The sequence below is a fragment of the Pseudomonas sp. HMSC08G10 genome, from assembly GCF_001808425.1.
Lineage (GTDB): Bacteria > Pseudomonadota > Gammaproteobacteria > Pseudomonadales > Pseudomonadaceae > Aquipseudomonas > Aquipseudomonas guariconensis.
This window is the reverse complement of sequence record NZ_KV793298.1, coordinates 1-24,789: the sequence shown is the minus strand read 5'-3', so window position 1 is coordinate 24,789 and position 24,789 is coordinate 1. Positions and strand designations below refer to the sequence as shown.

Genomic DNA, 24,789 nt, shown 5'->3' with positions numbered 1-24,789 from the left:
AGAACGACTGTGATACGCGTGCTAGTGGCCGAAGACCACACGATTGTCCGCGAGGGCATCAAACAGCTGATCGGCCTGGCCAAGGACATGCAGGTGGTGGGCGAAGCCGGCAACGGCGAACAACTGCTCGAGACCCTGCGTCATACGCCCTGTGAGGTGGTGCTGCTGGATATTTCCATGCCTGGGGTGAACGGCCTGGAGGCGATCCCGCGTATTCGGGCGCAGCACAACCCGCCTTCGATCCTGATGCTGTCCATGCATGACGAAGCGCAGATGGCCGCCCGAGCCCTGAAGGCCGGCGCCGCAGGCTATGCCACCAAGGATAGCGACCCGGCCCTACTGCTCACCGCTATCCGGCGGGTGGCCGCTGGCGGACGCTACATCGACCCGGCGCTGGCGGACCGCATGGTCTTCGAGGTCGGTCTGACCGAGACCCGGCCCTTGCATACGCTGCTGTCGGAGCGCGAGTTCTCGGTGTTCGAACGCCTCGCCCAAGGCGCCAACGTCAACGACATCGCCCAGCAGCTGGCGCTCTCGAGCAAGACCATCAGCACCCACAAGGCGCGCTTGATGCAGAAGCTCAAGGTGAACTCCCTGGCGGAACTGGTGAAGTACGCGATGGAGCACAAACTGGTGTGAGTGTTCTGGTTGCGACAGCTGTGCTCTTATGTCCGGCCCTTCGCTTGTGGGAGCGGGTTTGCCCATGAAAGGGCTGGGCCTGCGATTCGCGTTGCCTGGGCTGATCTCGTCGGGGTCTACCCGCTCCCAGAGCGGGGGATGCTGGGCTGGCGCACTGTCCCAATCCCGCCACTCTTGTAGGGATCGCCCTACAACAAATCTTCCATCCGGATGATGGCATTCTCTCAGCACCCCCGATTTTCCGGGGCTTGCGCCTTCTCTAGTCTTTGCCTACGCAGTCATTCCAACAAGAAGGTGCAGGCATGAGCGAGGCGAATTCGAACGCTGCCACCGGCGAGATCCTGGTCAGCTTCCGCGGTGTGCAGAAAAGCTACGACGGCGAATCGCTGATCGTCAAAGACCTCAACCTGGACATCCGCAAGGGTGAGTTCCTGACCCTGCTCGGTCCGTCCGGCTCGGGCAAGACCACCAGCCTGATGATGCTGGCCGGTTTCGAGACTCCTACCGCAGGTGAAATCCAGCTGGCCGGGCGCTCGATCAACAACGTGCCGCCGCACAAGCGTGACATCGGCATGGTGTTCCAGAACTACGCGCTGTTCCCGCACATGACCGTGGAGGAGAACCTGGCGTTTCCTCTGACCGTGCGCAACCTCAGCAAGACCGACATCAGCGAGCGGGTCAAGCGCGTGCTGACGATGGTCCAGCTCGATGCTTTCGCCAAGCGCTACCCGGGCCAGTTGTCCGGTGGCCAGCAGCAGCGTGTGGCCCTGGCCCGCGCGCTGGTGTTCGAGCCGCAACTGGTGTTGATGGACGAACCGCTCGGCGCGTTGGACAAACAACTGCGTGAACACATGCAGATGGAGATCAAGCACATCCACCAGCGTCTGGGCGTGACCGTGGTCTACGTGACCCACGACCAGGGCGAGGCGCTGACCATGTCCGACCGGGTAGCGGTATTCCACCAAGGCGAGATCCAGCAGATCGCCCCGCCGCGCACCCTTTATGAAGAGCCGCGCAATACCTTCGTGGCCAACTTCATCGGTGAGAACAATCGCCTCAACGGCACCTTGCTGTCCCGTGATGGCGAACGCTGCCAGGTCCAGCTGGCCCGTGGGGAGCGGGTCGAGGCCTTGGCGGTGAACGTTGGCGAGGCGGGTGATCCTGTGACGTTGTCGATCCGCCCCGAGCGCGTGCGCCTCAATGGCCACAGCGAAAGCTGCGTCAATCGCTTCTCCGGCCGCGTGGCCGAATTCATCTACCTGGGCGACCACGTGCGGGTTCGCCTGGAAGTCTGCGGCAAGGGTGACTTCTTCGTGAAGCAGCCGATCGCCGAACTCGACCCGGCCCTGGCTGTGGGCGATGTGGTACCGCTTGGCTGGGAGGTGGAGCACGCCCGCGCGCTCGATCCGATTGCCGAAGCCCATTGATGGTTTGCTTCACCAACCCTTAACTGTGGAGAGAACAATAATGCACAAGCAGTTGAAACTGACCGCCCTGGCCCTCGGCTTGTTCGCCGCCGGCCAAGCCCTGGCTGCGGATTTGACCGTGGTGTCCTTCGGCGGTGCCAACAAGGCTGCCCAGGTCAAGGCGTTCTATGAGCCATGGGAGAAGGCAGGCAAAGGCAAGATCGTCGCCGGTGAGTACAACGGCGAGATGGCCAAGGTCAAAGCCATGGTCGACACCAACAGCGTCTCCTGGAACCTGGTGGAAGTGGAGTCGCCGGAACTTGCCCGCGGTTGCGACGAGGGCATGTTCGAGGAGCTGGACCCGGCCTTGTTCGGCAACGAGGCCGACTACGTGCCGGGCGCCATCCAGCCGTGCGGCGTGGGCTTCTTCGTGTGGTCCACAGTGCTGGCCTACAACGCCGACAAGCTTAAGACCGCACCTACCAGCTGGGCTGACTTCTGGGATACCCAGAAATTCCCGGGCAAGCGTGGCCTGCGCAAGGGCGCCAAGTACACCCTTGAGTTCGCCCTGATGGCCGACGGCGTGGCGCCCAAGGATGTGTACAAGGTGCTGGGCACCAAAGAAGGCCAGGATCGCGCCTTCAAGAAACTCGACCAGATCAAGCCAAGCATCCAGTGGTGGGAAGCGGGCGCCCAGCCGCCACAGTATCTGGCCTCCGGTGACGTAGTGATGAGCTCGGCCTACAACGGCCGGATCGCCGCAGTGCAGAAAGAGAGCAACCTCAAGGTCGTCTGGAACGGCGGCATCTACGACTTCGACGCCTGGGCCATCCCGAAAGGCGCCAAGGATACCGACCTGGCGAAGAAGTTCATCGCCTTCAGCGTGCAGCCCGAGCAGCAGAAGACCTACTCCGAGAACATCGCCTACGGCCCGGCCAATGCCAAGGCTGTCAGCCTGCTGTCGGACACGGTGAAGAAGGACATGCCGACCACGCCTGAGAACATCGCCAACCAAGTGCAGATCGACGTGGCCTTCTGGGCCGACAACAGCGAGCAGCTGGAGCAACGCTTCAACGCTTGGGCGGCGAAGAAGTAAGCCGCGTTGACGGAGCGCCGGCCTTTAAGGCGGCGCTCATCGTTCCCCAGATTTTCGGAGTTCGCCATGGCCATTGCAGTGCCCCTGAACGAAGGCGCAGGTAAAAGCCTCAAGCAGCGCCTCAAGCATGCCGAGCGGGTCAACCGTTGGAAGGCGCAGGCGTTGATCGCGCCGCTGGCGCTGTTCCTGTTGCTGGTGTTTCTGGTGCCGATTGCGGCACTGCTGTACAAGAGCGTCGGCAACCCCGAGGTGGTCAACGGCCTGCCGCGCACCGTCGAGGCCATCGCGCAATGGGATGGTAAGGGCCTGCCGGGCGAGGACGTGTACAAGGTGCTCAGCCAGGACCTGGCGGAGTCACGCAAGAAACAGACCCTGGGCGATCTCTCCAAACGCCTGAACATGGAGTTGGCCGGCTACCGCAGCCTGCTGGCGAAGACTGCACGGGCGTTGCCGTTCAAGGCCGAGCCTAGTTCTTATAAAGATGCCCTGCAGACGCTCGACGAGCGCTGGGGCGACCCTGCGTACTGGCAGGCGATCCGTCGCAATACCAGTGCAGTGACACCGTTCTACCTTCTGGCGGCGCTGGACCATCGCATCGACGACTTGGGCGAACTGGCCAAGGCCACGCCAGACCAGGCCATCTATCTGGACATCTTCACCCGAACCCTTTGGATGGGGGTGGTCATCACCGCAATCTGCCTGGTGCTGGCCTATCCGTTGGCCTACCTGCTGGCCAACCTGCCGACCCGGCAGAGCAATTTGCTGATGATCTTGGTGCTGCTGCCGTTCTGGACCTCGATTCTGGTGCGGGTGGCTGCTTGGATCGTGCTGTTGCAGTCCGGTGGCTTGATCAACAGTGCGTTGATGGCCATGGGCATCATCGATGAGCCGCTGGAGTTGGTGTTCAACCGCACCGGTGTGTACATCGCCATGGTGCACATCCTGCTGCCGTTCATGATCCTGCCGCTGTACAGCGTCATGAAAGGTATCTCGCCCAGCTATATGCGTGCGGCGATCTCCCTGGGCTGCCATCCGTTCGCCAGCTTCTGGCGCGTGTACTTCCCGCAGACCTATGCGGGTGTGGGGGCCGGTTGCCTGTTGGTGTTCATCATCTCCATCGGCTACTACATCACCCCGGCGCTGCTGGGCAGCCCGAACGACCAAATGGTCAGCTACTTCGTGGCCTTCTACACCAACACCAGTATCAACTGGGGCATGGCTACCGCCCTGGGCGGACTGTTGCTGCTGGCCACCGTGGTGCTGTACCTGATCTATAGCTGGCTGGTCGGCGCCAGCCGCCTGCGCCTGAGCTGAGGAGCCCTGTCATGCTGAGCCCTTACATGTCGCCCGTGGAGCGGGTGTGGTTCTACAGCCTGCGTATTCTCTGCGGTTTGATTCTGCTGTTCTTGGTGTTGCCGGTGCTGGTGATCGTGCCGTTGTCATTCAACAGCGGCAGCTTCCTAGTGTACCCATTGCAAGGCTTCTCGCTGCACTGGTACCAGGACTTCTTCGCCTCGGCCGAATGGATGCGATCACTCAAGAACAGCATCATCGTCGCCCCGGCCGCCACCGTGCTGGCGATGGTATTCGGCACCCTGGCCGCCATCGGCCTGACCCGCGGGGACTTCCCGGGCAAGTCGTTGGTCATGGCTCTGGTGATTTCGCCGATGGTGGTGCCGGTGGTGATCATTGGTGTGGCCAGCTACCTGTTCTTCGCGCCACTGGGCATGGGCAACAGCTTCGTTTCGTTGATCCTGGTGCATGCGGTGCTGGGCGTGCCCTTTGTCATCATCACGGTGTCGGCCACGCTGCAGGGCTTCAACCAGAACCTGGTGCGGGCTGCCGCCAGTCTCGGTGCCTCGCCGCTGCTTACCTTCCGTCGGGTGACCCTGCCGTTGATTGCCCCAGGTGTGATCTCCGGCGCGCTGTTCGCCTTCGCCACCTCCTTCGACGAAGTGGTGGTGACGCTGTTTTTGGCCGGCCCTGAGCAAGCGACCTTGCCACGGCAGATGTTCAGCGGCATTCGCGAGAACCTCAGCCCGACCATCGCCGCGGCCGCGACCTTGCTGATCGCTTTCTCTGTGGTGCTGTTGCTCACCCTTGAGTGGCTGCGCGGGCGCAGCGAGAAGCTGAGGACCCAGCAGCCGAACTGACGGTTCCGGATCAATACCCGCTCTCACAGGGCTACGCTGAAACTGTGGGAGCGGGTTCACCCGCCAAGCGTTTGCACCGCATTGAAGCAACTGGTCGACACCCATTGATACCAATCAGCCTTCATTGGCTTGCCTGAGTTACAATGCGCGCCACCGTGATTTCTGCCAACAGGTGCGCCATGCAGCCCTACGCTATTGCCCCCTCCATCCTCTCCGCCGATTTTGCCCGTCTGGGCGAGGACGTCGACAAGGTGCTGGCCGCCGGGGCCGACATCGTTCACTTCGATGTGATGGACAACCACTATGTGCCCAACCTGACCATCGGCCCGATGGTCTGCAGCGCCCTGCGCAAGTACGGCGTGACCGCGCCGATCGACGTGCACCTGATGGTCAGCCCGGTCGATCGCATCATCGGCGACTTCATCGAGGCAGGCGCCACTTACATCACCTTCCATCCTGAAGCGTCCCAGCACATCGACCGCTCCCTGCAACTGATCCGCGACGGCGGCTGCAAGGCCGGCCTGGTGTTCAACCCGGCCACCAGCCTGGATGCCCTCAAATACGTAATGGACAAGGTCGACATGGTGCTCTTGATGAGCGTCAACCCAGGCTTCGGTGGCCAGAAGTTCATTCCCGGCACCCTCGACAAACTGCGCGAAGCCCGCGCGCTGATCGACGCCAGCGGCCGTGATATCCGCCTGGAGATCGACGGTGGCGTCAACGTCAACAATATCCGCGAAATCGCCGCCGCCGGTGCCGATACCTTCGTGGCCGGCTCGGCGATCTTCAATGCGCCGGACTACCAGGAAGTCATCGGTAAAATGCGCGCCGAACTGGCCCAGGCGCGCCCATGAGCGGCTTCGAGCAGCTGTTCCCGGGAGCGCTGCCAAGGCTGGTGATGTTCGATCTGGATGGCACGTTGATCGATTCGGTCCCTGACCTTGCCGCCGCCGTGGATCGCATGCTGCTCCAGATGGGGCGCCCACCCGCGGGCCTGGAGGCCGTACGCCACTGGGTCGGCAATGGCGCCCAGGTCCTGGTCCGCCGCGCCCTGGCCGGTGGCCTGGACCACGATGCCGTGGACGATGCGTTGGCCGAACAGGGCCTGGCCCTGTTCATGGAGGCCTATGGGCAAAGCCATGATCTGACGGTGGTCTACCCTGGTGTGCGCGACACCCTGCGTTGGCTGCGCAAGCACGGCGTGGAAATGGCGCTGATCACCAACAAGCCAGAGCGCTTCGTCGGGCCACTGCTCGATCAGATGAAGATCGGTCGTTATTTCCGCTGGATCATCGGCGGCGACACCCTGCCTCAGAAAAAACCCGATCCGGCCGCGTTGCTGTTCGTCATGAAGATGACCGGTGTGTGCCCCGAACAGGCACTGTTCGTGGGCGACTCGCGCAGCGATGTGCTGGCGGCCAAGGCGGCAGGAGTCAAGTGCGTAGGACTGAGCTATGGCTACAACCATGGCCGGCCGATCGACGAGGAGTCGCCCAGCCTGGTCATCGACGATCTGCGTGCCTTGCTGCCAGGTTGCTTAGTCCCGGCCACTGGGATAACGTTGGCGGACCTTCAAGCCTCACAAGACAGAGAGTCCACCGTGGCGGTCATCGGCAAATTCTGGATGAAAGTCATCAAGGCCCTGGCCCGCTGGCGCTGGCGCGCCTGACTTCTGCCCGCCGGCGCCTGCCGGCCCGTCCGCTTGCCCGACCCATTGCTGCTTGCCACGAGGCTACCCATGACCCGCGAAGAATTCCTGCGCCTGGCCGCTGCCGGCTACAACCGCATTCCCCTGGCCTGCGAAACCCTGGCTGACTTCGACACGCCGCTGTCGATCTACCTGAAGCTTGCCGACCAACCCAACTCCTATTTGCTCGAGTCCGTTCAGGGCGGCGAGAAGTGGGGGCGATATTCGATGATCGGCCTGCCATCGCGCACCGTGCTGCGTGTGCATGGCTACCACGCGAGCGTCCTGCAGGACGGCGTGCAGGTGGAAAGCCATGACGTAGAGGACCCCTTGGCGTTCGTCGAGACCTTCAAGGATCGCTACAAGGTCGCTGACATCCCGGGCCTGCCACGCTTCAACGGTGGTCTGGTCGGTTACTTCGGCTATGACTGCGTGCGTTACGTGGAAAAGCGCCTGGGCGCCTGCCCGAACCCAGATCCGCTGGGTGTACCGGACATCCTGCTGATGGTCTCCGATGCCGTGGTGGTGTTCGATAACCTCGCCGGCAAGATGCACGCGATCGTGCTGGTGGACCCGGCCGAGGAGCAGGCCTACGAGCAAGGCCAGGCGCGGCTGCAGGATCTGCTGGCCAAGCTGCGCGAGCCGATCACCCCGCGTCGCGGCCTGGACCTGAGCGGCCCGCTCGCCGCCGAGCCCGCATTCCGCTCCAGCTATACCCGCGAGGACTACGAGAACGCGGTCGGGCGCATCAAGGAATACATCCTGGCCGGTGACTGCATGCAGGTGGTGCCGTCCCAGCGTATGTCCATCGACTTCAAGGCCGCGCCGATCGACCTGTACCGAGCGCTTCGCTGCTTCAACCCGACGCCTTACATGTACTTCTTCAACTTCGGTGACTTCCATGTGGTGGGCAGCTCGCCGGAAGTGCTGGTGCGTGTCGAGGACAATCTGGTCACCGTGCGACCGATCGCCGGAACCCGCCCACGCGGCGCCACCGAAGAAGCCGACCGGGCACTGGAAGACGATCTGCTGTCCGATGATAAGGAAATCGCCGAGCACCTGATGCTCATCGACCTGGGTCGCAACGATGTGGGCCGGGTATCGTCCACCGGCAGCGTGCGCCTGACCGAGAAAATGGTTATCGAGCGCTACTCCAACGTCATGCACATCGTCTCCAACGTCACAGGCCAACTGCGTGAAGGCCTGACCGCGATGGACGCGCTTCGCGCGATCCTGCCGGCTGGCACCCTGTCGGGCGCCCCAAAGATCCGTGCCATGGAAATCATCGACGAGCTGGAACCGGTCAAGCGTGGCGTCTATGGCGGCGCCGTGGGCTACCTGGCCTGGAATGGCAACATGGACACCGCCATCGCCATCCGCACCGCGGTGATCAAGGACGGCGAGCTGCATGTACAGGCTGGTGGCGGCATCGTCGCTGACTCGGTACCGGCGCTTGAGTGGGAAGAAACCATCAACAAGCGTCGGGCCATGTTCCGCGCGGTGGCCTTGGCGGAGCAGACGCCACAAGCCTGACGGGCAGTGGATGAGTGAACGGCGCCCTGGTGGCGCCGTTCTTCTTTGGAGGGCCTGTGTGGAGCCTGTTGCGACAGCGGCGCTCAGGCCTGTTTCGCGGGTTCTCGAGTGCTCTTGACTACTGCGCTGTCCTGCGGGAGCGGGATTACCCGCAACACAGGCAACGGGATCTGCCGCAGGGCGCCACTTCCGTTCAAAAGTCCAAGCTCAGCGCCAGGCCGACGCCTTGCTGGGTCAGCGCATCGCTCTTGCGCCAATTGTAGTTGCCCCGCAGGTGCACACCGGGCACCAGTTCATGGGTCAGCCCCAGGCTGGTACGGGTCAGGTTGCTGTCCGGCGTGTAGCCGGTGAGTGTGAAGTCATGGGCCGGCAGGCTGGTGAGGTGCAGGCTCAGGTCTTGGCGGTCGTCTTCGAATTCGTGCTCTCGGGCGATTTCGACAAATAACCGGGTACCTGCCGCAAACTGATAGCCACCTTGCAGGCCTATCCCCAGACGCCGCGAGCTGCGTTCCTGGTCATCGTAGGCCAGGGATGTGGAGCGCCCGCTCTTTTCCTCGTAACCGTCGACCTTGACCCGGGCATAGTCGGCGCTGAGGAAGGGCGACAGCTGCCAGACACTGTGCTCGCTCGCCAGGTTGTAACCCAGCCGGCCGGTGACCGACCATGCCTCGCCATCTGTGTCGCCTTTCTCGCTGCGCTCCCCCACGCCGAGCGCGAAGGTACGCCTGAGGTCGTGATAGTCCAGGTGCCCTGCGGTCAATGCCGCGTCGGCCCACCAGCGGTGCTGGCGATATTGCGCAAAGACCGTGGCGAGATAGCTGTCGAGCTTGTAGTCCGAGTCGTATTCTCCGACCTCGAGCTTCTGCCGGTTCACGCCAGCCGCCAAGCCGATGCGCCACGCCTCGTCGAGGCGGTAGCTGCCGCCCAGGGTCAGGTTGTAACCGCGTCCATCTGCGCTGGCGGCACCGCGCTGGTCGTCGAAGTCGAGGTCCTGAGCGCCCGTGGCGACAAAGGGCTGCCATTGGCCAACGGCCTGCCAGGGTGTCTGCCATTGGTTGCGCAGCTCGTCCTGATGGGCCCGTAGGTTGCCGTGGGCCATTTCCGGCAGCAGCGTCAGCTCCCAGGGCGCAGCAAGGATCGAATAGCCGTAGTCGGCGATCAGTTTCTGGCCGGCGATGGTCGGGTGCACCGAATCGTTGAACAGCAGTTTGGTGGGATCCGGTGTGATGCCGTTGGCCCCGTACACCGGGTTACCCACGCAGCCTTCGCCGCTGTAGCAGGTGCCGACCAAGTTCTGGCCGGTGGCCAGCCCGAAGTCGGCTGGATTCGCCAAGGCCTCCTGAAGCAGGGCTGGAATGTTCAGAGGGATGATCTGTGCGTCGATCTGGCCGAGCTGGTTCAGCAATGATTGATTGAACACGCCAGACAATTGCGACAGCGGGCCTTCCAATGGCGTGCCGCTGTAGTTGGGTGTCTGCCCCAGATCCGGCAACAGCCAGACCATGATGTAGCGCGCACCACCCTGTTGCAGGGCCTGCGCACTGGCTGCCAGGCGCGCGCCGGCGGCAGCGGCGTCGCCCGGAGTGTTGACCAGCCCTTGAAGGAAGTCGTTGCCGCCGCCGGTCAGGTAGTACAAAGCGTGAGGGTCGGCGCGCAAACCATTGGCCAGGTAGCCGTCACGCTCGCGCAGCACCGTACCCGCACCCGGACGTCCCGGCGGGATGATGGTGCGTGAGGTCTCGGTGATCGAGTCGAGTATCTGCTGCGTTGTGTAGCCTCCGACCGCCCAGTTGTTGCCGTCGGGGCGGGTGCCGATGGAAGTGGAGGGGTTGAGCTCGTCGGTGGGTACACCCAGCCGGTTCCCCAGGATCATCGGCGTCACCGGTGCATAGCTGCCATCGGCATTGCGGTTGGTGAAGCGCAGCCCGAACTGTCCGGCATCGCTGAGGCTGTCGCCGAACACGATGAGCGAGGAGTAGGGCGAGGGCGCTGCCATGGCCTGGCTGCAGGAAAGGGCCAGAAGCCCCATCAGAGGACGAATGAAGCGTGTTTTGCGCATTGGAGAAGGTCCTTTTCTTTATTTTTGTCGGAACAGCCCGATTGACCTTAACAAAGCTGAGGGAATTCGATCCAAGTGGATTCGTTTCTCCGTATTTACGGGCATATTGCACCCGCCGGCCCGGTAGGCTACTGTGCCGTGACGTACAAGCGAGACCTACTTCTGTGTTGATCGTCAGCAAACTCTTGATGCGCGTTATCAAGGCCCACGCCCGTTGGCGTTGGCGCGCCTGACTTTATCTCCTGCCGGCCCGTCCGGCCCGCCCCCGTTTGCCTTCCAATCGCTTCACCCACCGCTCGCTGCGGGACAGCCCGCGCTTGCACCGGCATTGGAAGGTTCGAATTCAAAGTCAGTAGATTCAAGAGGTTCAGCCCGATGTTACTGATGATCGACAACTACGACTCCTTTACCTACAACGTCGTCCAGTACCTGGGCGAGCTGGGCGCCGAGGTCAAGGTCATTCGCAACGATGAAATGACCATCGCCCAGATCGAAGCCCTCAAGCCCGAGCGCATCGTCGTCTCCCCTGGCCCTTGCACGCCGAGCGAGGCCGGAGTCTCCATCGAGGCCATCCTGCACTTCGCCGGCAAGCTGCCGATCCTCGGCGTCTGCCTGGGCCACCAGTCCATCGGTCAGGCCTTTGGCGGTGATGTGGTTCGCGCCCGTCAGGTGATGCACGGCAAGACCAGCCCGGTCCATCATCGCGACCTGGGCGTGTTCGCCGGCTTGAACAACCCGCTCACCGTGACCCGTTACCACTCGCTGGTGGTCAAGCGCGAAACCCTGCCCGAGTGCCTGGAAATCACTGCCTGGACGGCTCATGCCGATGGCTCGATTGACGAGATCATGGGCTTGCGCCACAAGACGCTGAACATCGAAGGGGTGCAGTTCCACCCCGAGTCGATCCTCACCGAGCAGGGCCACGAACTGTTCGCCAACTTCCTCAAGCAGACCGGCGGCCATCGCTAAGGAGCGAACATGGATATCAAGAGCGCGTTGAGCCGTATCGTCGGCCACCTGGATCTGTCCACCGAAGAAATGCGCGCTGTCATGCGCCAGATCATGACGGGCCAGTGCAGTGAGGCGCAGATCGGTGCCTTCCTGATGGGCATGCGCATGAAGAGCGAGAGCATCGACGAGATCGTCGGTGCCGTATCGGTGATGCGTGAGCTGTGCAGCAAGGTAGAACTGCAAACCCTCGACGGTGTGGTCGACATCGTCGGCACCGGCGGCGATGGTGCCAACATTTTCAACGTGTCCACCGCGTCGGCGTTTGTCCTCGCGGCAGCGGGTTGCCCGGTGGCCAAGCATGGCAACCGCGCGGTATCCGGCAAGAGTGGCAGTGCCGACCTGCTGGAGGCCGCTGGAATCTACCTGAACCTGACGCCCGTGCAGGTCGCCCGCTGCATCGACAGCCTGGGGATCGGCTTCATGTTCGCCCAAACCCACCACAGCGCCATGAAGCATGCTGCCGGCCCGCGCCGTGATCTGGGGCTGCGCACCCTGTTCAACATGCTGGGCCCGCTTACGAATCCGGCCGGTGTGAAACACCAGGTGGTCGGGGTGTTCACCCAGGCCCTGTGCCGCCCGTTGGCCGAAGTGCTGCAACGCCTGGGCAGCAAGCATGTGCTGGTGGTGCACTCCAAGGACGGTCTGGATGAGTTCAGCCTGGCTGCACCGACCTTCGTGGCCGAACTGAAGAATGACCAGATCTCCGAATATTGGGTCGAGCCCGAAGACCTTGGCATGAAGAGCCAGAGCCTGCACGGTCTGGCTGTGGAAGGTCCGCAGGCCTCGCTGGAGTTGATCCGTGACGCCCTAGGCCGGCGCAAGACCGAGAATGGCCAGAAGGCCGCCGAGATGATCGTGCTCAATGCTGGCGCGGCGCTGTACGCCGCCGACCACGCCATGAGCCTCAAGAGCGGTGTAGAACTTGCCCATGACGTGCTGCACACAGGCCTTGCCTGGGAGAAGCTGCAAGAGTTGGGCGCCTTTACCGCGGTATTCAAGCAGGAGAACGAAGCATGAGCGTACCGACGGTGCTGGAGAAGATCCTTGCCCGCAAGGTCGAGGAAGTGGCCGAACGCAGTGCCCGCGTCGGCCTGGCCGAGCTGGAGCGCATGGCCAAGGCGGCCGACGCCCCGAGAGGCTTTGCCAACGCCATGCTCGAACAGGCCAAGCGCAAGCAGCCGGCAGTGATTGCCGAGATCAAGAAGGCCTCGCCCAGCAAAGGCGTGATCCGCGAGCATTTCGTTCCGGCCGACATCGCCGTCAGCTATGAAAAGGGCGGGGCCACCTGCCTTTCGGTATTGACCGATGTGGATTACTTCCAGGGCGGCGATGCCTACCTGCAGCAGGCCCGCGCAGCCTGCAAGCTACCGGTGATCCGCAAGGACTTTCTCATCGACCCTTACCAAGTGGTCGAGGCCCGCGCCCTGGGCGCCGATTGCGTCTTGCTGATCGTCGCCGCGCTGGATGACGTACGCATGGCTGAACTGGCTGCTACCGCCAAGTCTGTCGGGCTCGATGTTCTGGTCGAGGTGCACGACGCTGCTGAGCTGGAGCGCGCGTTGAACACCCTCGATACTCCGCTGGTCGGGGTCAACAACCGCAACCTGCATACTTTCGAGGTCAGCCTGGAGACCACGCTGGACCTGTTGCCGCGCATTCCACGGGATCGTCTCGCCATCACCGAGAGCGGCATCCTAAACCGCGCCGACGTGGAGCTGATGGAAATCAACGAGGTCTACTCGTTCCTGGTCGGTGAAGCGTTCATGCGCGCCGAGCAGCCGGGGCTGGAGCTGCAGCGACTGTTCTTCCCCGAGCGCGCGGTGAAAACCGTGGTTCAGGAACTGGACTGATCGATTCGAAGCCGGCGTTTGCCGGCTTTTTTGTATGCCTGTTCTGGCCTTTTCGAAAGTTTGCTCGCGAAAGGGCTGATGCAAACGACATCTTTAGGTGAATCAATGACCGACCAACCCCTGGCGCTGACCGTCGAACAAGGCCTGCATGCCGAGCAGGAACTGCTGGCCGAAGTGTGCCGCGGTGAACGTGATGCCGGCGTGCTGTTCTGGCGCCCCACTGACCATGCTTTGGTGATGCCGCGACGCATGAGCCGTCTCGAGCATTTCGAGACGGCTTGCGCCGAGTTGGCCATTGCAGGCTGGCCTGTGCTACTGCGCGAGACAGGCGGTGAGCCAGTGCCGCAGTCCCATTCCACGGTGAACGTGGCGCTGGTCTACGTTGCCCCACGCAGCGAAGGGGATCATGGGCGTATCGAGAATGCCTATGAGCGTCTGTGTCTGCCGCTGTGCGATGTGCTGCGCGAGTGGGGCGGTGTGGCTTCGGTGGGCGAGATCGACGGCGCTTTCTGTGACGGTCGATACAACGTCAATCTCAATGGCCGTAAGCTGGTCGGCACTGCCCAGCGCTGGCGCCAGGGTTTGGGGGGTAGGCGCGCCGTCGTGCTGGTGCATGGCGCATTGCTGCTGGACAACGAGCGAGAATCGATGGTCGCGGCGGTCAACCGCTTCAATGAATGCTGTGATCTGGAGCAGCGTTGCCGTGCCGACAGCCATATCGCTCTGCACGAAGTGGTGCCCGAGGCGCCATGGTTCGAGCGCCTGAGCCAGGCCTACAACGAGACGATCGCGGCGATCCCTCGCGACTAGCGGGTGCCGTGGACCACCATGGTCTTGCCTTTGACCTGGACCAGGCTGCGCTCCTCGAGGTCCTTGAGCACACGCCCGACCATCTCCCGTGAACAGCCGACGATGCGCCCGATCTCCTGACGGGTGATCTTGATTTGCATGCCGTCCGGGTGGGTCATGGCGTCGGGCTGCTTGCACAGGTCGAGCAGGCATCGGGCCACGCGGCCGGTGACATCGAAGAAAGCCAGGTCGCCCACCTTGCGGGTGGTATTTCGCAGGCGCTGGGCCATCTGGCTGCCCAGGGCGTAGAGGATGTCTGGATCCTGGCGGGCCAGTTCACGGAACTTGTCATAGCTGATTTCAGCTACCTCGCACTCAGTCTTGGCGCGGACCCAGGCGCTGCGCTGCTGCTCTTGTCCTGCGGACTCGAACAAGCCCAGCTCACCGAAGAAATCCCCGTTATTGAGGTAGGCGATGATCATTTCATGGCCATCGTCATCCTCGATCAAGATGGTCACCGAACCCTTGATGATGAAGGACAACGTTTCAGCCCGATCACCGGCGCAGATGATGTTGCTTTTGGCGGTGTAGCGGCGGCGCTGGCAGTGGGCGAGCAGCTTGTCGATATTCTTGATCTTGGCAGGTAGAGCGGAGGCAACCATCACGAAATCCTGTTCGGGGCGAGGCATTGCACTTTTTATAGGACGTTGGCGACAAGCGCCAGTCATTTGGCGTCAGCTTATCAGACACTGCCACTTGCAATGGCATTAAAGGCGCTCGCATTGCGCTTTTCCGAGAGCGCCACAAGGACTAAGCTGACGACCTTTCTCAAGCATCTTGGAGTCCAGATACATGAAGGCACGCATCCAGTGGGCCGGTGAAGCGATGTTCCTCGGCGAATCGGGGAGCGGCCATGTCGTGGTCATGGATGGCCCGCCCGAGGCAGGTGGTCGTAACCTGGGCGTGCGCCCCATGGAAATGCTGCTGCTCGGCCTGGGCGGCTGCAGCAGCTTCGATGTGGTGAGCATCCTCAAAAAGTCTCGCCAGGCCGTGGAGAGCTGCGAGGCCTTCCTGGAAGCCGAGCGCGCCAGCGAAGACCCCAAGGTATTCACCAAGATCCACCTGAACTTCGTGGTCAAGGGGCGCGGGCTTAAGGAAGCCCAGGTCAAGCGCGCGGTGGAACTGTCGGCGGAGAAGTACTGCTCGGCCTCGATCATGCTCGATCGCGCTGGCGTGGAAATCACACACGGCTACGAGATCGTCGAGCTGGGTTGAATGACCGGTCGGGGCTGCCTTGCAGCCCCAAGCCTGTTCAGTTACGAAGTGCGGGCAGCGCTTGCTGCAACCATCTTGGCAGGTGTGCCCGTAGCGACTGGCTCAGTTGCTCACGCTTTTTCTGGTACAGCAAACCCAGCCCGATCACGCCAAGGCCGATCACGGTCAGCACCAGCGGGAAGAGCAGCGACTCAGCGAACACGTCGTAGGAGAGGTAGCCCAGGTAGGCTGCCACGCCCATGGAACCAAAAACCATGAACACCGGCCGACGCAACAGTACCGCCAAGCCCATCAGGCCAAGATTGACCACGCAATACAACGCCTTACCCAGCTCGCTGCCGCTGTCCATCAGCGTCAGTCCGCCCCAGAATGCCGCCAGTCCCGCCAGATAGCCCCAGCCTGCGTAGTCCCGGCGGGTTCGCCCATCGATCACGATGAAGACCGCCAGTAGCGTCAGACCGAACCACAACGAGACCGTGCGACGCTGTTCCCAGCTGAACGGTGAACCGAAGAACCATTCGCTGAGGTCCATGGACATGAACCATAGGGCCACGGCCATCGGCATCACGATGAAGGGAAAGGGGACCAGGCGCAGCATCAACAAGCCCGCCACCACCGTGGCCGCCTCCATCAGTACCCAGCCGCCCTGTACGTAGGTGTAGTACTGGTGATACTCGCTCTGGGTATCGTCGAGTGGCCACCACCCGGCAAGGCGCTCGATGGCGAACACTGCCAAGGGCACGATGCTCACGGCGACTGCGGCCAGCACGCCGGCGGCAATGGGTTGCTCCCGGCGTTGCAGCCTAAGGGCGAGCAGCGTCAACAAGGCGATGTAGAGCGAGGAAACGCCCAGCAGCGCCGAATCGCCGATGCTCATCCAGGCTTCGGTGAGCAGCCAGCCCATGGCGCCCATGATCAGTAATGCGCCGAAGTAGAACGCCACATGGGCAAGCTGGAAAGTACCGCGGGTTTGCGGTTGCTGGCGCAGGAAGGCTAACAAGGCCTGCTCCTGGCCCGGTTGGAGAACACCTGCGTCTACGGCGCGAGCCAGGTCCTTGGCGTCGAAACGTTCCGTCATGTTCGTGCCCTTCAGATGCGGTAGGTGCTCTTGGTCATCACCTTGGCCATCAAGCTCATGCCGAAGCGCACAGGGGCTGGGAAGCGGTAGCCGCCGGCTTCGAGCGCGGACTCAGCGTGCTGTTCTTCATCGACACGCATCTGTTCGAGAATCGCCCGGGATTTTTCATCTGCCTCGGGCAGTTGCTCAAGGTGCTCGTCCAGGTGCTTGCATACCTGGTGTTCGGTCGCTGCGACGAAGCCAAGGCTGACCTTGTCGCTGACCAGGCCCGCAAGAGCGCCGATGCCGAAGGACATGCCGTAGAACAGGGGGTTAAGCACGCTCGGATGGCTGCCTAGCTGGCGGATGCGTTGCTCGCACCAGGCAAGGTGGTCGACTTCTTCCTCGGCGGCATGCTCCATCGCCTTGCGCACCTCAGGTAACTTGGCGGTCAAGGCTTGGCCCTGGTACAGCGCCTGAGCGCAGACCTCGCCGGTATGGTTGATCCGCATGAGGCCGGCAATATGGCGGGTTTGGCTTTCGTCCAGTTCGGCATCGGGTTGGACGATGGCCGGGGATGGACGGGCAGGTTGGCCGCTGAAGGGCAGCAAGGTGCGCATGGCGGTATCGGCCTGCAGCAACAAGCGGTCGAGCGGCGAGTAGTGACGTTCGGTAGCCATCGGGCACCTCCGCTAGAGTGTGCCCGACAGTTTACCGCAATCGGGAAGGGGGCGGTTGCCCTGGATCAGCCCGGCGGCCAGTGCATCTGACGCTGGCCGAGCACGTGCATGTGGATGTGGTAGACCGTCTGACCACCCAGCTCATTGCAGTTCATGACCACACGGAAGCCATCCTCGCAGCCGAGCTCCTTGGCCAGGCGCTGGGCCGTAAACAGGATATGGCCGGCCAGGCCTTTGTCTTGCTCGGTCAGGTCGTTGAGGGTGCGGATGGGCTTTTTCGGGATGACCAGAAAATGCACAGGTGCCTGCGGGGCGATATCGTGGAAGGCCAGAACCTGGTCGTCCTCGTAGATGATCTTCGCCGGGATCTCCCGGTTGATGATCTTGGTGAAGATAGTCTCCACAGCTCGTACTCCATGGTGAGTGTCCGGGCCGAGTGTACCCAGCACGACGACGCTCGCCCAGTGGCTATTCGACGCCGACCGGGCAGTAGCGCCGATGGATGACGCCGGCCAGCTTGCGCGTGAGCCAGCGCGGCATCAGGCGAGGCATCGCCGCTAGCCAGCGGTTGCGTCGTCCAGGCATGATCAGGGCGCGGTTCTTGTCCAGTGCGCGTACGGTGTAGAGCGCCACTTCTTCCGGGCTCAGGCAGCGCGCGCTGTTGTCCAGTCGAGGGATGCGTCGGCGCGAGGATCGCACTGGCCCGGGGCACAGGACCGAGACCTTGATCCCGGTGCGCTTGAGCTCCTCGCGAAGCGCCTCGGAGAAACTCACCACATAGGCCTTGCTGGCTGCGTAGGTGGCCATCCAGGGGCCGGGCGCGGCGCTGGCCAGGGCTGCGACATTGAGGATCTGTCCGCCTCCGTGTAGCGCCATCAGGTTGCCAATGGCATGACACAGGCGGCTCAGGGCGAGGACGTTGACTTCCAGTAGATCTTGTTCGTCGGCCCATTCATGGGCGAGGAACGGCCCGTAGGTCCGCTGGCCGGCACAGTTGACCAAAAGGTCGATGTGCCGCTCGCCTTCTTCGAGCTCCAGCACGAAGCCCGACAGGCGTAGGGGTTGGCTCAGGTCACAAGCCCGGAACAGCACTTCGACGCCGAAGCGCTGGGTCAGCTCGATGGCGACCGGCTCCAGGGTCTCGCGGTGGCGTGCCACCAAGATCAGGTTGCGCCCACGCCGTGCCAGGGCTTCCGCCAGGGCAAGCCCTAGGCCGCTGGAAGCACCGGTAATCATGGCGTAACGGGTCATGCAAGGCTCCTGAGGCCGAAAAAGGGCGCCTAGTGTACAGCGTGGTCGGAGAAGGTGTTGCCTTTTGCTACCGGCTCAGCCCCGTTCCCCAGGGGTGCCTGCCAGCGCGTGATGCCTCGGGCTCAGAACGGCTTGACCACCACCAGGATCACGATGCCCAGCAGGAACAGCACCGGCACTTCGTTGAACCAGCGGTAGAACACGTGCCCACGGGTATTGGTTCCGGCGGCGAAGCGTTTGCGCTGGGCTCCGCACATGTGGTGGTAGACGGTCAGCAGGGCCACTAGGGTGAGCTTGGCATGCAGCCAGCCCTGGCTCAGCCAGCCAGGATTGAGATAGAGCATCCAGGCGCCGAAGACATAGGTGGCGATCATCGCTGGATTCATGATGCCGCGGTACAGCTTGCGCTCCATGGTGACGAAGCGGTCCAGGCTGAGGCTGTCCTGGCTTTGGGCGTGGTAGACGAACAGGCGCGGGAGGTAGAACAGCCCGGCGAACCAGCAGACCACGCTGACGATATGCAGGGCCTTGATCCATAGATAAAGCATGGGGGAGTTCCTTCAGGATTCACGATCGTCAGATAGTAACGGTCAAGCGTCCAACGGGGCATCCGAAGAGTTGTTACAGATGTCCCGCGCCCCTATTATCGTGCGCTTTCCAGTGGGCTCGTTGATAAGGGGCAAGCGTTATGATCAAGGTCGGTATCGTCGGCGGCACGGGTTACACCGGTGTCGAATTGTTGCGTCTGCTGGCGCAGCACCCACAGGCCGAGGTCGCGGTCATCACGTCGCGCTCCGAGGCGGGCGTCGCGGTCGCCGACATGTATCCGAACCTGCGCGGTCATTATGATGGCCTGGCCTTCAGCGTGCCGGACAGCAAGACCTTGGGCGCCTGTGACGTGGTGTTCTTCGCCACGCCCCACGGGGTTGCCCACGCCCTGGCCGGCGAATTGCTGGCTGCCGGGACCAAGGTCATCGACCTGTCCGCGGATTTCCGCCTGCAGGATGCCGTGGAGTGGGGCAAATGGTACGGCCAGCCCCACGGTGCGCCGGAGCTGCTCAAAGATGCGGTGTATGGCCTGCCAGAGGTCAACCGCGAGAAGATCCGCCAGGCCCGCCTGATCGCAGTGCCCGGTTGCTACCCAACCGCCACTCAGCTGGGCTTCTTGCCGCTGCTCGAGGCAGGTTTGGCTGATCCATCGCGACTGATTGCCGACTGCAAGTCTGGGGTGAGCGGGGCTGGGCGTGGCGCAGCCGTGGGGTCGCTGTTCTGTGAAGCAGGCGAAAGCATGAAGGCTTATGCGGTCAAGGGGCATCGCCATCTGCCTGAGATTAGCCAGGGCCTGCGTCAAGCCGCTGGCAAGGACGTCGGGTTGACCTTCGTACCGCACCTGACGCCGATGATTCGCGGTATTCACGCGACCCTTTACGCGACCGTCGCCAACACTTCCGTTGATCTGCAGGCGCTGTTCGAGAAGCGCTATGCCGATGAGCCATTCGTCGATGTGATGCCGGCTGGTAGCCATCCTGAGACCCGCAGCGTACGTGGTGCCAACGTCTGCCGCATCGCTGTGCATCGTCCTCAGGGGGGCGACCTGGTGGTGGTGCTGTCGGTGATCGACAACTTGGTCAAGGGGGCTTCCGGCCAGGCGGTACAGAACCTGAATATCCTGTTCGGCCTGGACGAGCGCATGGGGCTCTCCCATGCGGGTCTGCTGCCCTAAGCGTAGCGGTAAGTTGCAAGCCTCGAGCTACAAGTGAGCACGCCGAGATTGGCTTTCCGCTTGTAGCTTTCACTTGCAGCTTTCGTATTGTTGACCAATTTTCTCGGAGAAGCGGATAATGCGCGTCATCGAGTTTTATGGCGACACTGCGCCGGGAGAGTCAACATGAGCGTCGAAACCTTCACCCCCACGGCTTTGGAGTTCACCCAAGGTGCTGCGAACAAGGTGAAGACCCTGGTCAGCGAGGAAGGCAATGATCGTCTGAAGCTGCGTGTGTTCGTGACGGGCGGCGGTTGCTCTGGCTTCCAGTACGGCTTCACCTTCGATGAAGAAGTGGCCGAGGACGACACCATCGTCGAGCGCGAGGGTGTATCCCTGGTAGTGGACCCGATGAGCTTCCAATACCTGGCGGGCGCCGAGGTGGACTACCAAGAAGGCCTTGAAGGTTCGCGCTTCGTGATCAAGAACCCCAATGCCACCACCACCTGCGGTTGCGGTTCCTCGTTCTCGATCTGAGGCTGGGCCCCGCAATGAAAACGCCGCGCAATTGCGCGGCGTTTTGCGTTGTGCAGGTTCGTCAGGCTGGATAGATCGCCCCGAGAACGCGCAGTCCCCGGGCGGCGGTCACGCTGGGGCGGTTGGCCGGGATGCGTTCGAGGCAGCAATGGGCCAGCCATGCGAAGGCCATGGCTTCGACCCAGTCTGGGTCCACTCCATGAGCGGCTGTGCTGCTGACCTGGGCACAAGGCAGCAGCGCTGCCAGGCGACCCATCAATGCGCCGTTGCGAGCGCCGCCACCACAGACCAGCAAAGCCTCGGTGCCTGATTGGGCGCCAAGCAGCGAGTCAATGATGCTGCGGGCGGTCAGTTCCAGCAGCGTGGCCTGTACATCTTCGTCCCGATAGGCTGGCAGCGCTGCCAGATGGGCGTCCAGCCAGGGAAGGTTGAACACTTCACGGCCGGTGCTCTTGGGGCCGCTGCCTGCGAAGAAGGGGTCCGCCAGAAGCTTGCCCAACAACGTATCGATGATCTGGCCGCTGGCGGCCCAGGCGCCATCGGCGTCATAGGTTTGGCCGCGCTTGCGTTCGATCCAGGCGTCCAGCAGCACGTTGCCTGGGCCGCAGTCGAAACCACGGACCGGTTGGTCTTGCTCGATCAGGCTGAGGTTGCTGAACCCGCCCACGTTCAGAATGGCCACGCGTTGCCCCAGGTGGCTGAACAGCGCTTCATGGAATGCAGGCACCAGCGGGGCGCCCTGGCCTCCCGCGGCCACGTCGCGACGGCGGAAGTCACCGACAACGCAGATGCCCGTCAGCTCGGCCAGCAACGCCGGGTTGCCAATCTGTACAGTGAATCCGCGGGCCGGCTCGTGGCGGATGGTCTGACCGTGGCTGCCGACTGCACGGATGGCGCTGGCGTCCAGGCCCTGGCTTGCCAAGAGCTGTCTTACACCTTCCGCGGCCAGGCTAGCCCAGCGGTTCTCCGCCAAGGCGGCACGCGCGATCTCGTCAGGGCCGCTGGAACAGAGGGCGAGCAGCGCCTGACGAAGATCAGAAGGCATGGGGGTGTAGTGAGTGGCGAGCAGATGGGTCTGCTCGCTTTGCTCGATCAGTGCGATGTCCAAACCATCGAGGCTGGTCCCGGACATCACACCCAGATAAAGCGCCATGGTTCAGCGCTTATTGGCGGCGAGCAGAGTGGCCTTTTCCTGATCCATGCGGGCGATCAGGGGTTGGCTCTGCTGCAGGAAGCGCTGGCGCTCGGAGCGGGCAATCGGGTCGGCCATGGGCACCTTCTGGCTCAACGGGTCGACGTGAACGCCATTGACCTGGAACTCATAGTGCAGGTGTGGACCGGTGGACAGGCCGGTGGTGCCGATGTAGCCGATCACCTGGCCTTGCTTGACTGAGCTTCCGGTCTTGATGCCCTTGGCAAAGCCCTGCATGTGACCATAGAGGGTCTTGTAGGAGTTGCCGTGGGCGATGATCACGGTATTGCCATAGCCACCGCGGCGACCTGCCAGGAGCACCTTGCCATCGCCGGCGGCCTTGATCGGCGTGCCTCGTGGTGCGGCGTAGTCCACCCCCTTGTGGGCGCGGATCTTGTTGAGGATCGGGTGTTTGCGGCCGGCGGAGAAGCGCGAGCTGATGCGGGCGTAATCCACTGGCGTACGGATGAACGCCTTGCGCAGGCTGTTGCCGTCGGCAGTGTAGTAGCTGGTGTTGCCCTGCTTGTTGGTGTAGCGCACAGCGGTATAGGTCTTGCCACGGTTGGTGAAGCGCGCGGACAGGATGTTGCCGGTGCCGACCACCTTGCCGTCCATGACCTTCTGCTCGTAGACCACGTCGAATTCATCGCCAGGGCGGATGTCCTGGGCGAAGTCGATGTCGTAGCCAAGGACGCGGGCCATGTCCATGGTCATGCTGTGGGACAGGCCGGCGCGCTTGGCCGAAGCCGACAGCGAGCTTTTGATCACGCCATGGGCATAGGCAGTACGCACCACCGGTTTGCTGATTTCTCGGTTGAAGCTGTAGCCCTTGGCGGTCTTGGTCAGGCGAATGGTCTCGAGGTTGCTGATCTTGCTGTGCAGGCTGGCCAGTTGGCCGTCCTTGTCGAGTTCGAACTGCAGGATCTGACCATGCTTTAGCTGGCTGAACTGCTTGGCCTGCTTGCCGCTTGCCAGGACGTCATGGACCACATTGGCTGGCAAGCCAACCTTGGCGAACAGTGTGGAGAGGGTATCGCCGCGCGCGACCGCGACTTCACGATGGCCGGGCAGCTTGGCTTCGGCGGTTTCCTTGGCTTTTTCCTCGGCAGCCGGCGCTTGTTGCTCAGCCTGCTTGGTGGCAGGTTCGGCCTCGTCGACCTGGGCAAAAGGAGAGCCTTTGTCGTTCTCGGCTTGAACCAGCGGGGCGGCCTTGGACTCGTCCTTCAACTGCTCGGCCGGTGTTTCCAGCTCCAGGCTGAGGGTGGTCTTCTTGGCTTCGACTTCGCTGGAGGGAAATACCAGCAAAGCCAGGCTGAGCAAGGCGGCAATGCCGCTGGCGGCCAACAAATGGCTTTTCGGATAAAGCGGGGGCGCTTTAGGCGTCTCGTTGGTCATAGGTGAGGTGACTTTGAAAAAGGTGAAATGGAAAAGATGAATGACATGATGAAGATGAAATAACTGTATAAAATATAACCAAATCCGGTTTCGCGCAAGGGCGCGTAGACGCCGCATTGCGTCATCCGGGTCACATTCCTTTGCGAAACTTGTAATTGATGGCCGATCTTGTATGGTTGGCTCCCCTTGAATCTGAGCCTTGCGGGTCTGTCTATGAAGTCGGTTGAAGAGCAGCTGGCGCTTATCAAGCGCGGTGCGGAAGAGGTATTGGTCGAGTCGGAACTGGTGGAGAAGCTCAAGCGCGGCCAGCCCCTGCGTATCAAGGCGGGCTTCGACCCGACTGCGCCGGACCTGCACCTTGGCCACACTGTGCTGATCAACAAGCTGCGCCAGTTCCAGGACCTTGGGCATCAGGTCATTTTCCTGATCGGTGACTTCACCGGCATGATCGGCGACCCGAGCGGCAAGAGTGCCACCCGCCCGCCTCTGACCCGAGAGCAGGTGCTGGATAACGCCGAGACCTACAAGCAGCAGGTGTTCAAGATCCTTGATCCGGCCAAGACCGAAGTCGCGTTCAACTCCACCTGGATGGACAAGCTGACGCCGGCCGACTTCATTCGACTGGCCTCTCAGTACACTGTTGCGCGCATGCTCGAGCGCGATGACTTCGACAAGCGCTATAGCAGCAACCAACCGATTGCGATCCATGAATTCTTGTATCCGCTGGTGCAGGGATACGACTCGGTTGCGCTCAAGGCGGACGTGGAGCTTGGTGGTACCGATCAGAAGTTCAACCTGCTGATGGGGCGCGAGTTGCAGCGTGCCTATGGTCAGGAGGCACAGAACATCGTCACCATGCCTTTGCTTGAAGGGCTTGATGGCGTCAAGAAGATGTCCAAGTCTCTGGGCAACTATGTCGGCATCCAGGAAGCTCCGGGGGTGATGTACAGCAAGCTGGTCTCCATTCCGGACACCTTGATGTGGCGTTATTTCGAGCTGCTGAGCTTCCGCTCCATGGAGGAGATCAACCAGTTCCGAGCCGATGTGGAGAAGGGTGCCAACCCGCGCGACATCAAGATCAAGCTGGCCGAAGAGATTGTGGCGCGCTTCCATGGTGAAGAGGCTGCGGCCAATGCCCATCGTGCTGCGGGCAACCGCATGAAGGATGGCGAGCTGCCGGAGGACCTGCCAGAGATTGAGGTGGCCGCACCGGAAGACATGCCGATAGCCGCAGTGCTGAACAAAGCGGGTCTGGTGAAAAACTCTGCCGCTGCTCGCGATCTGCTCAATGCAGGTGGGGTGAAGGTGGATGGCGCGGTTGTCGATCGTGGTTTCGTCTTTGCCATCGGGGCGACCCATGTTTGCCAGGCGGGTAAGAAAGCTTTCGCTCGCATTACCTTGAAAACCGAGTAGGGCGGCTTCCATATTCTTGGGAGTAGCTATATAGAAGCGGGGAGGCCGTCAGGCCTCCCCGCTT

At 62.3% G+C, this 24,789-nt stretch carries 25 protein-coding genes; 16 read left to right on the top strand and 9 right to left on the bottom strand.

The genetic code is table 11. The annotated features are described in order from the left end of the window. The first annotated feature begins 9 nt into the window (after positions 1 to 9). From HMPREF3173_RS06185 to trpE, 8 genes are all read left to right on the top strand, one after another. Entirely contained in the window at positions 10 to 639 is a 630-nt protein-coding gene (locus HMPREF3173_RS06185) for a response regulator (RefSeq protein WP_043210412.1), read from the top strand. A 302-nt stretch (positions 640 to 941) separates the two neighbouring features. Beyond that, a complete protein-coding gene (locus HMPREF3173_RS06180; RefSeq protein WP_043210413.1) occupies positions 942 to 2,066 on the top strand; it encodes an ABC transporter ATP-binding protein in 1,125 nt (374 codons plus the stop codon). A gap of 40 nt (positions 2,067 to 2,106) precedes the next feature. Further along, on the top strand, positions 2,107 to 3,141 hold the full coding sequence (locus HMPREF3173_RS06175) for an ABC transporter substrate-binding protein (RefSeq protein ID WP_070090644.1): 1,035 nt from the start codon (positions 2,107 to 2,109) through the stop codon (positions 3,139 to 3,141). Between the two features lie 66 nt (positions 3,142 to 3,207). Continuing rightward, a complete protein-coding gene (locus HMPREF3173_RS06170; protein WP_043210418.1) occupies positions 3,208 to 4,455 on the top strand; it encodes an ABC transporter permease in 1,248 nt (415 codons plus the stop codon). A gap of 11 nt (positions 4,456 to 4,466) precedes the next feature. Further along, complete coding sequence (locus HMPREF3173_RS06165; protein WP_070571930.1) at positions 4,467 to 5,294, top strand: ABC transporter permease; 828 nt, start codon at positions 4,467 to 4,469, stop codon at positions 5,292 to 5,294. Between the two features lie 179 nt (positions 5,295 to 5,473). Next, positions 5,474 to 6,148: a ribulose-phosphate 3-epimerase gene (gene rpe, locus HMPREF3173_RS06160; RefSeq protein ID WP_043210423.1), complete on the top strand. Its 675-nt coding sequence runs from the start codon at positions 5,474 to 5,476 to the stop codon at positions 6,146 to 6,148. After that, the gene (locus HMPREF3173_RS06155) at positions 6,145 to 6,963 is read left to right on the top strand and encodes a phosphoglycolate phosphatase (RefSeq protein ID WP_070571929.1); all 819 of its coding nucleotides are present in this window, start codon (positions 6,145 to 6,147) and stop codon (positions 6,961 to 6,963) included. Before rpe ends, HMPREF3173_RS06155 begins: the two co-directional genes overlap by 4 nt. Positions 6,964 to 7,032: 69 nt before the next feature. After that, positions 7,033 to 8,514: an anthranilate synthase component I gene (gene trpE / locus HMPREF3173_RS06150; RefSeq protein WP_070571928.1), complete on the top strand. Its 1,482-nt coding sequence runs from the start codon at positions 7,033 to 7,035 to the stop codon at positions 8,512 to 8,514. A 193-nt stretch (positions 8,515 to 8,707) separates the two neighbouring features. Here trpE and estP read toward each other — a convergent pair whose 3' ends face one another. Continuing rightward, positions 8,708 to 10,573: an esterase EstP gene (gene estP / locus HMPREF3173_RS06145; protein ID WP_070571927.1), complete on the bottom strand. Its 1,866-nt coding sequence runs from the start codon at positions 10,571 to 10,573 to the stop codon at positions 8,708 to 8,710. 375 nt (positions 10,574 to 10,948) lie between these two features. Between estP and HMPREF3173_RS06140 the strand changes: the two genes are divergently transcribed. The 4 genes from HMPREF3173_RS06140 to HMPREF3173_RS06125 all read left to right on the top strand — a co-directional run bounded on the left by HMPREF3173_RS06140 (position 10,949) and on the right by HMPREF3173_RS06125 (position 14,244). Then, positions 10,949 to 11,542, top strand: a complete 594-nt coding sequence (locus HMPREF3173_RS06140; RefSeq protein ID WP_070571926.1) for an aminodeoxychorismate/anthranilate synthase component II — start codon at positions 10,949 to 10,951, stop codon at positions 11,540 to 11,542. 9 nt (positions 11,543 to 11,551) lie between these two features. After that, positions 11,552 to 12,601 (top strand): anthranilate phosphoribosyltransferase, encoded by a 1,050-nt coding sequence (gene trpD / locus HMPREF3173_RS06135; protein ID WP_070571925.1) that lies wholly within the window; start codon positions 11,552 to 11,554, stop codon positions 12,599 to 12,601. Further along, a complete protein-coding gene (gene trpC / locus HMPREF3173_RS06130) occupies positions 12,598 to 13,434 on the top strand; it encodes an indole-3-glycerol phosphate synthase TrpC (protein ID WP_070571924.1) in 837 nt (278 codons plus the stop codon). The genes trpD and trpC overlap by 4 nt, the downstream gene beginning before the upstream one ends. Before the next feature lie 105 nt (positions 13,435 to 13,539). Next, positions 13,540 to 14,244: a lipoate--protein ligase family protein gene (locus HMPREF3173_RS06125; RefSeq protein ID WP_070571923.1), complete on the top strand. Its 705-nt coding sequence runs from the start codon at positions 13,540 to 13,542 to the stop codon at positions 14,242 to 14,244. On the opposite strand, the gene crp is transcribed toward HMPREF3173_RS06125, so the two are convergent. Then, a complete protein-coding gene (gene crp / locus HMPREF3173_RS06120; RefSeq protein ID WP_070571922.1) occupies positions 14,241 to 14,885 on the bottom strand; it encodes a cAMP-activated global transcriptional regulator CRP in 645 nt (214 codons plus the stop codon). The genes HMPREF3173_RS06125 and crp overlap by 4 nt on opposite strands. A gap of 190 nt (positions 14,886 to 15,075) precedes the next feature. On the opposite strand from crp, the gene HMPREF3173_RS06115 reads away from it, so the two are divergent. Further along, entirely contained in the window at positions 15,076 to 15,498 is a 423-nt protein-coding gene (locus tag HMPREF3173_RS06115; protein WP_028689009.1) for an OsmC family protein, read from the top strand. Positions 15,499 to 15,535: 37 nt separating this feature from the next. On the opposite strand, the gene HMPREF3173_RS06110 is transcribed toward HMPREF3173_RS06115, so the two are convergent. From HMPREF3173_RS06110 to hemJ, 5 genes are all read right to left on the bottom strand, one after another. Continuing rightward, positions 15,536 to 16,576: a DUF2157 domain-containing protein gene (locus tag HMPREF3173_RS06110; protein WP_070571921.1), complete on the bottom strand. Its 1,041-nt coding sequence runs from the start codon at positions 16,574 to 16,576 to the stop codon at positions 15,536 to 15,538. Between the two features lie 11 nt (positions 16,577 to 16,587). Continuing rightward, the gene (gene coq7 / locus HMPREF3173_RS06105; RefSeq protein ID WP_070571920.1) at positions 16,588 to 17,235 is read right to left on the bottom strand and encodes a 2-polyprenyl-3-methyl-6-methoxy-1,4-benzoquinone monooxygenase; all 648 of its coding nucleotides are present in this window, start codon (positions 17,233 to 17,235) and stop codon (positions 16,588 to 16,590) included. 65 nt (positions 17,236 to 17,300) lie between these two features. Then, positions 17,301 to 17,639 carry a histidine triad nucleotide-binding protein gene (locus HMPREF3173_RS06100; protein ID WP_070571919.1) on the bottom strand — a complete coding sequence of 113 codons (339 nt, stop codon included), beginning with the start codon at positions 17,637 to 17,639 and terminating at the stop codon, positions 17,301 to 17,303. Positions 17,640 to 17,703: 64 nt separating this feature from the next. Next, complete coding sequence (locus HMPREF3173_RS06095; RefSeq protein ID WP_070571918.1) at positions 17,704 to 18,486, bottom strand: SDR family NAD(P)-dependent oxidoreductase; 783 nt, start codon at positions 18,484 to 18,486, stop codon at positions 17,704 to 17,706. A gap of 122 nt (positions 18,487 to 18,608) precedes the next feature. After that, positions 18,609 to 19,034, bottom strand: coding sequence for a protoporphyrinogen oxidase HemJ (gene hemJ / locus HMPREF3173_RS06090; protein ID WP_043210459.1), 426 nt, complete (start codon positions 19,032 to 19,034; stop codon positions 18,609 to 18,611). 140 nt (positions 19,035 to 19,174) lie between these two features. On the opposite strand from hemJ, the gene argC reads away from it, so the two are divergent. Together argC and erpA are read left to right on the top strand one after the other, a co-directional pair. After that, positions 19,175 to 20,209, top strand: a complete 1,035-nt coding sequence (argC, locus tag HMPREF3173_RS06085; RefSeq protein ID WP_070571917.1) for an N-acetyl-gamma-glutamyl-phosphate reductase — start codon at positions 19,175 to 19,177, stop codon at positions 20,207 to 20,209. 165 nt (positions 20,210 to 20,374) lie between these two features. Then, on the top strand, positions 20,375 to 20,725 hold the full coding sequence (gene erpA, locus HMPREF3173_RS06080; RefSeq protein ID WP_043210464.1) for an iron-sulfur cluster insertion protein ErpA: 351 nt from the start codon (positions 20,375 to 20,377) through the stop codon (positions 20,723 to 20,725). A 61-nt stretch (positions 20,726 to 20,786) separates the two neighbouring features. Here the strand turns inward: erpA and HMPREF3173_RS06075 are convergent, their stop codons facing one another. Together HMPREF3173_RS06075 and HMPREF3173_RS06070 are read right to left on the bottom strand one after the other, a co-directional pair. After that, positions 20,787 to 21,878 carry an anhydro-N-acetylmuramic acid kinase gene (locus tag HMPREF3173_RS06075; protein WP_070571916.1) on the bottom strand — a complete coding sequence of 364 codons (1,092 nt, stop codon included), beginning with the start codon at positions 21,876 to 21,878 and terminating at the stop codon, positions 20,787 to 20,789. Between the two features lie 3 nt (positions 21,879 to 21,881). Beyond that, positions 21,882 to 23,312, bottom strand: coding sequence for a peptidoglycan DD-metalloendopeptidase family protein (locus HMPREF3173_RS06070; protein ID WP_070571915.1), 1,431 nt, complete (start codon positions 23,310 to 23,312; stop codon positions 21,882 to 21,884). Between the two features lie 213 nt (positions 23,313 to 23,525). On the opposite strand from HMPREF3173_RS06070, the gene tyrS reads away from it, so the two are divergent. Further along, positions 23,526 to 24,725 (top strand): tyrosine--tRNA ligase, encoded by a 1,200-nt coding sequence (gene tyrS / locus HMPREF3173_RS06065; RefSeq protein WP_070571914.1) that lies wholly within the window; start codon positions 23,526 to 23,528, stop codon positions 24,723 to 24,725. The last annotated feature ends 64 nt before the right edge of the window (positions 24,726 to 24,789 follow it).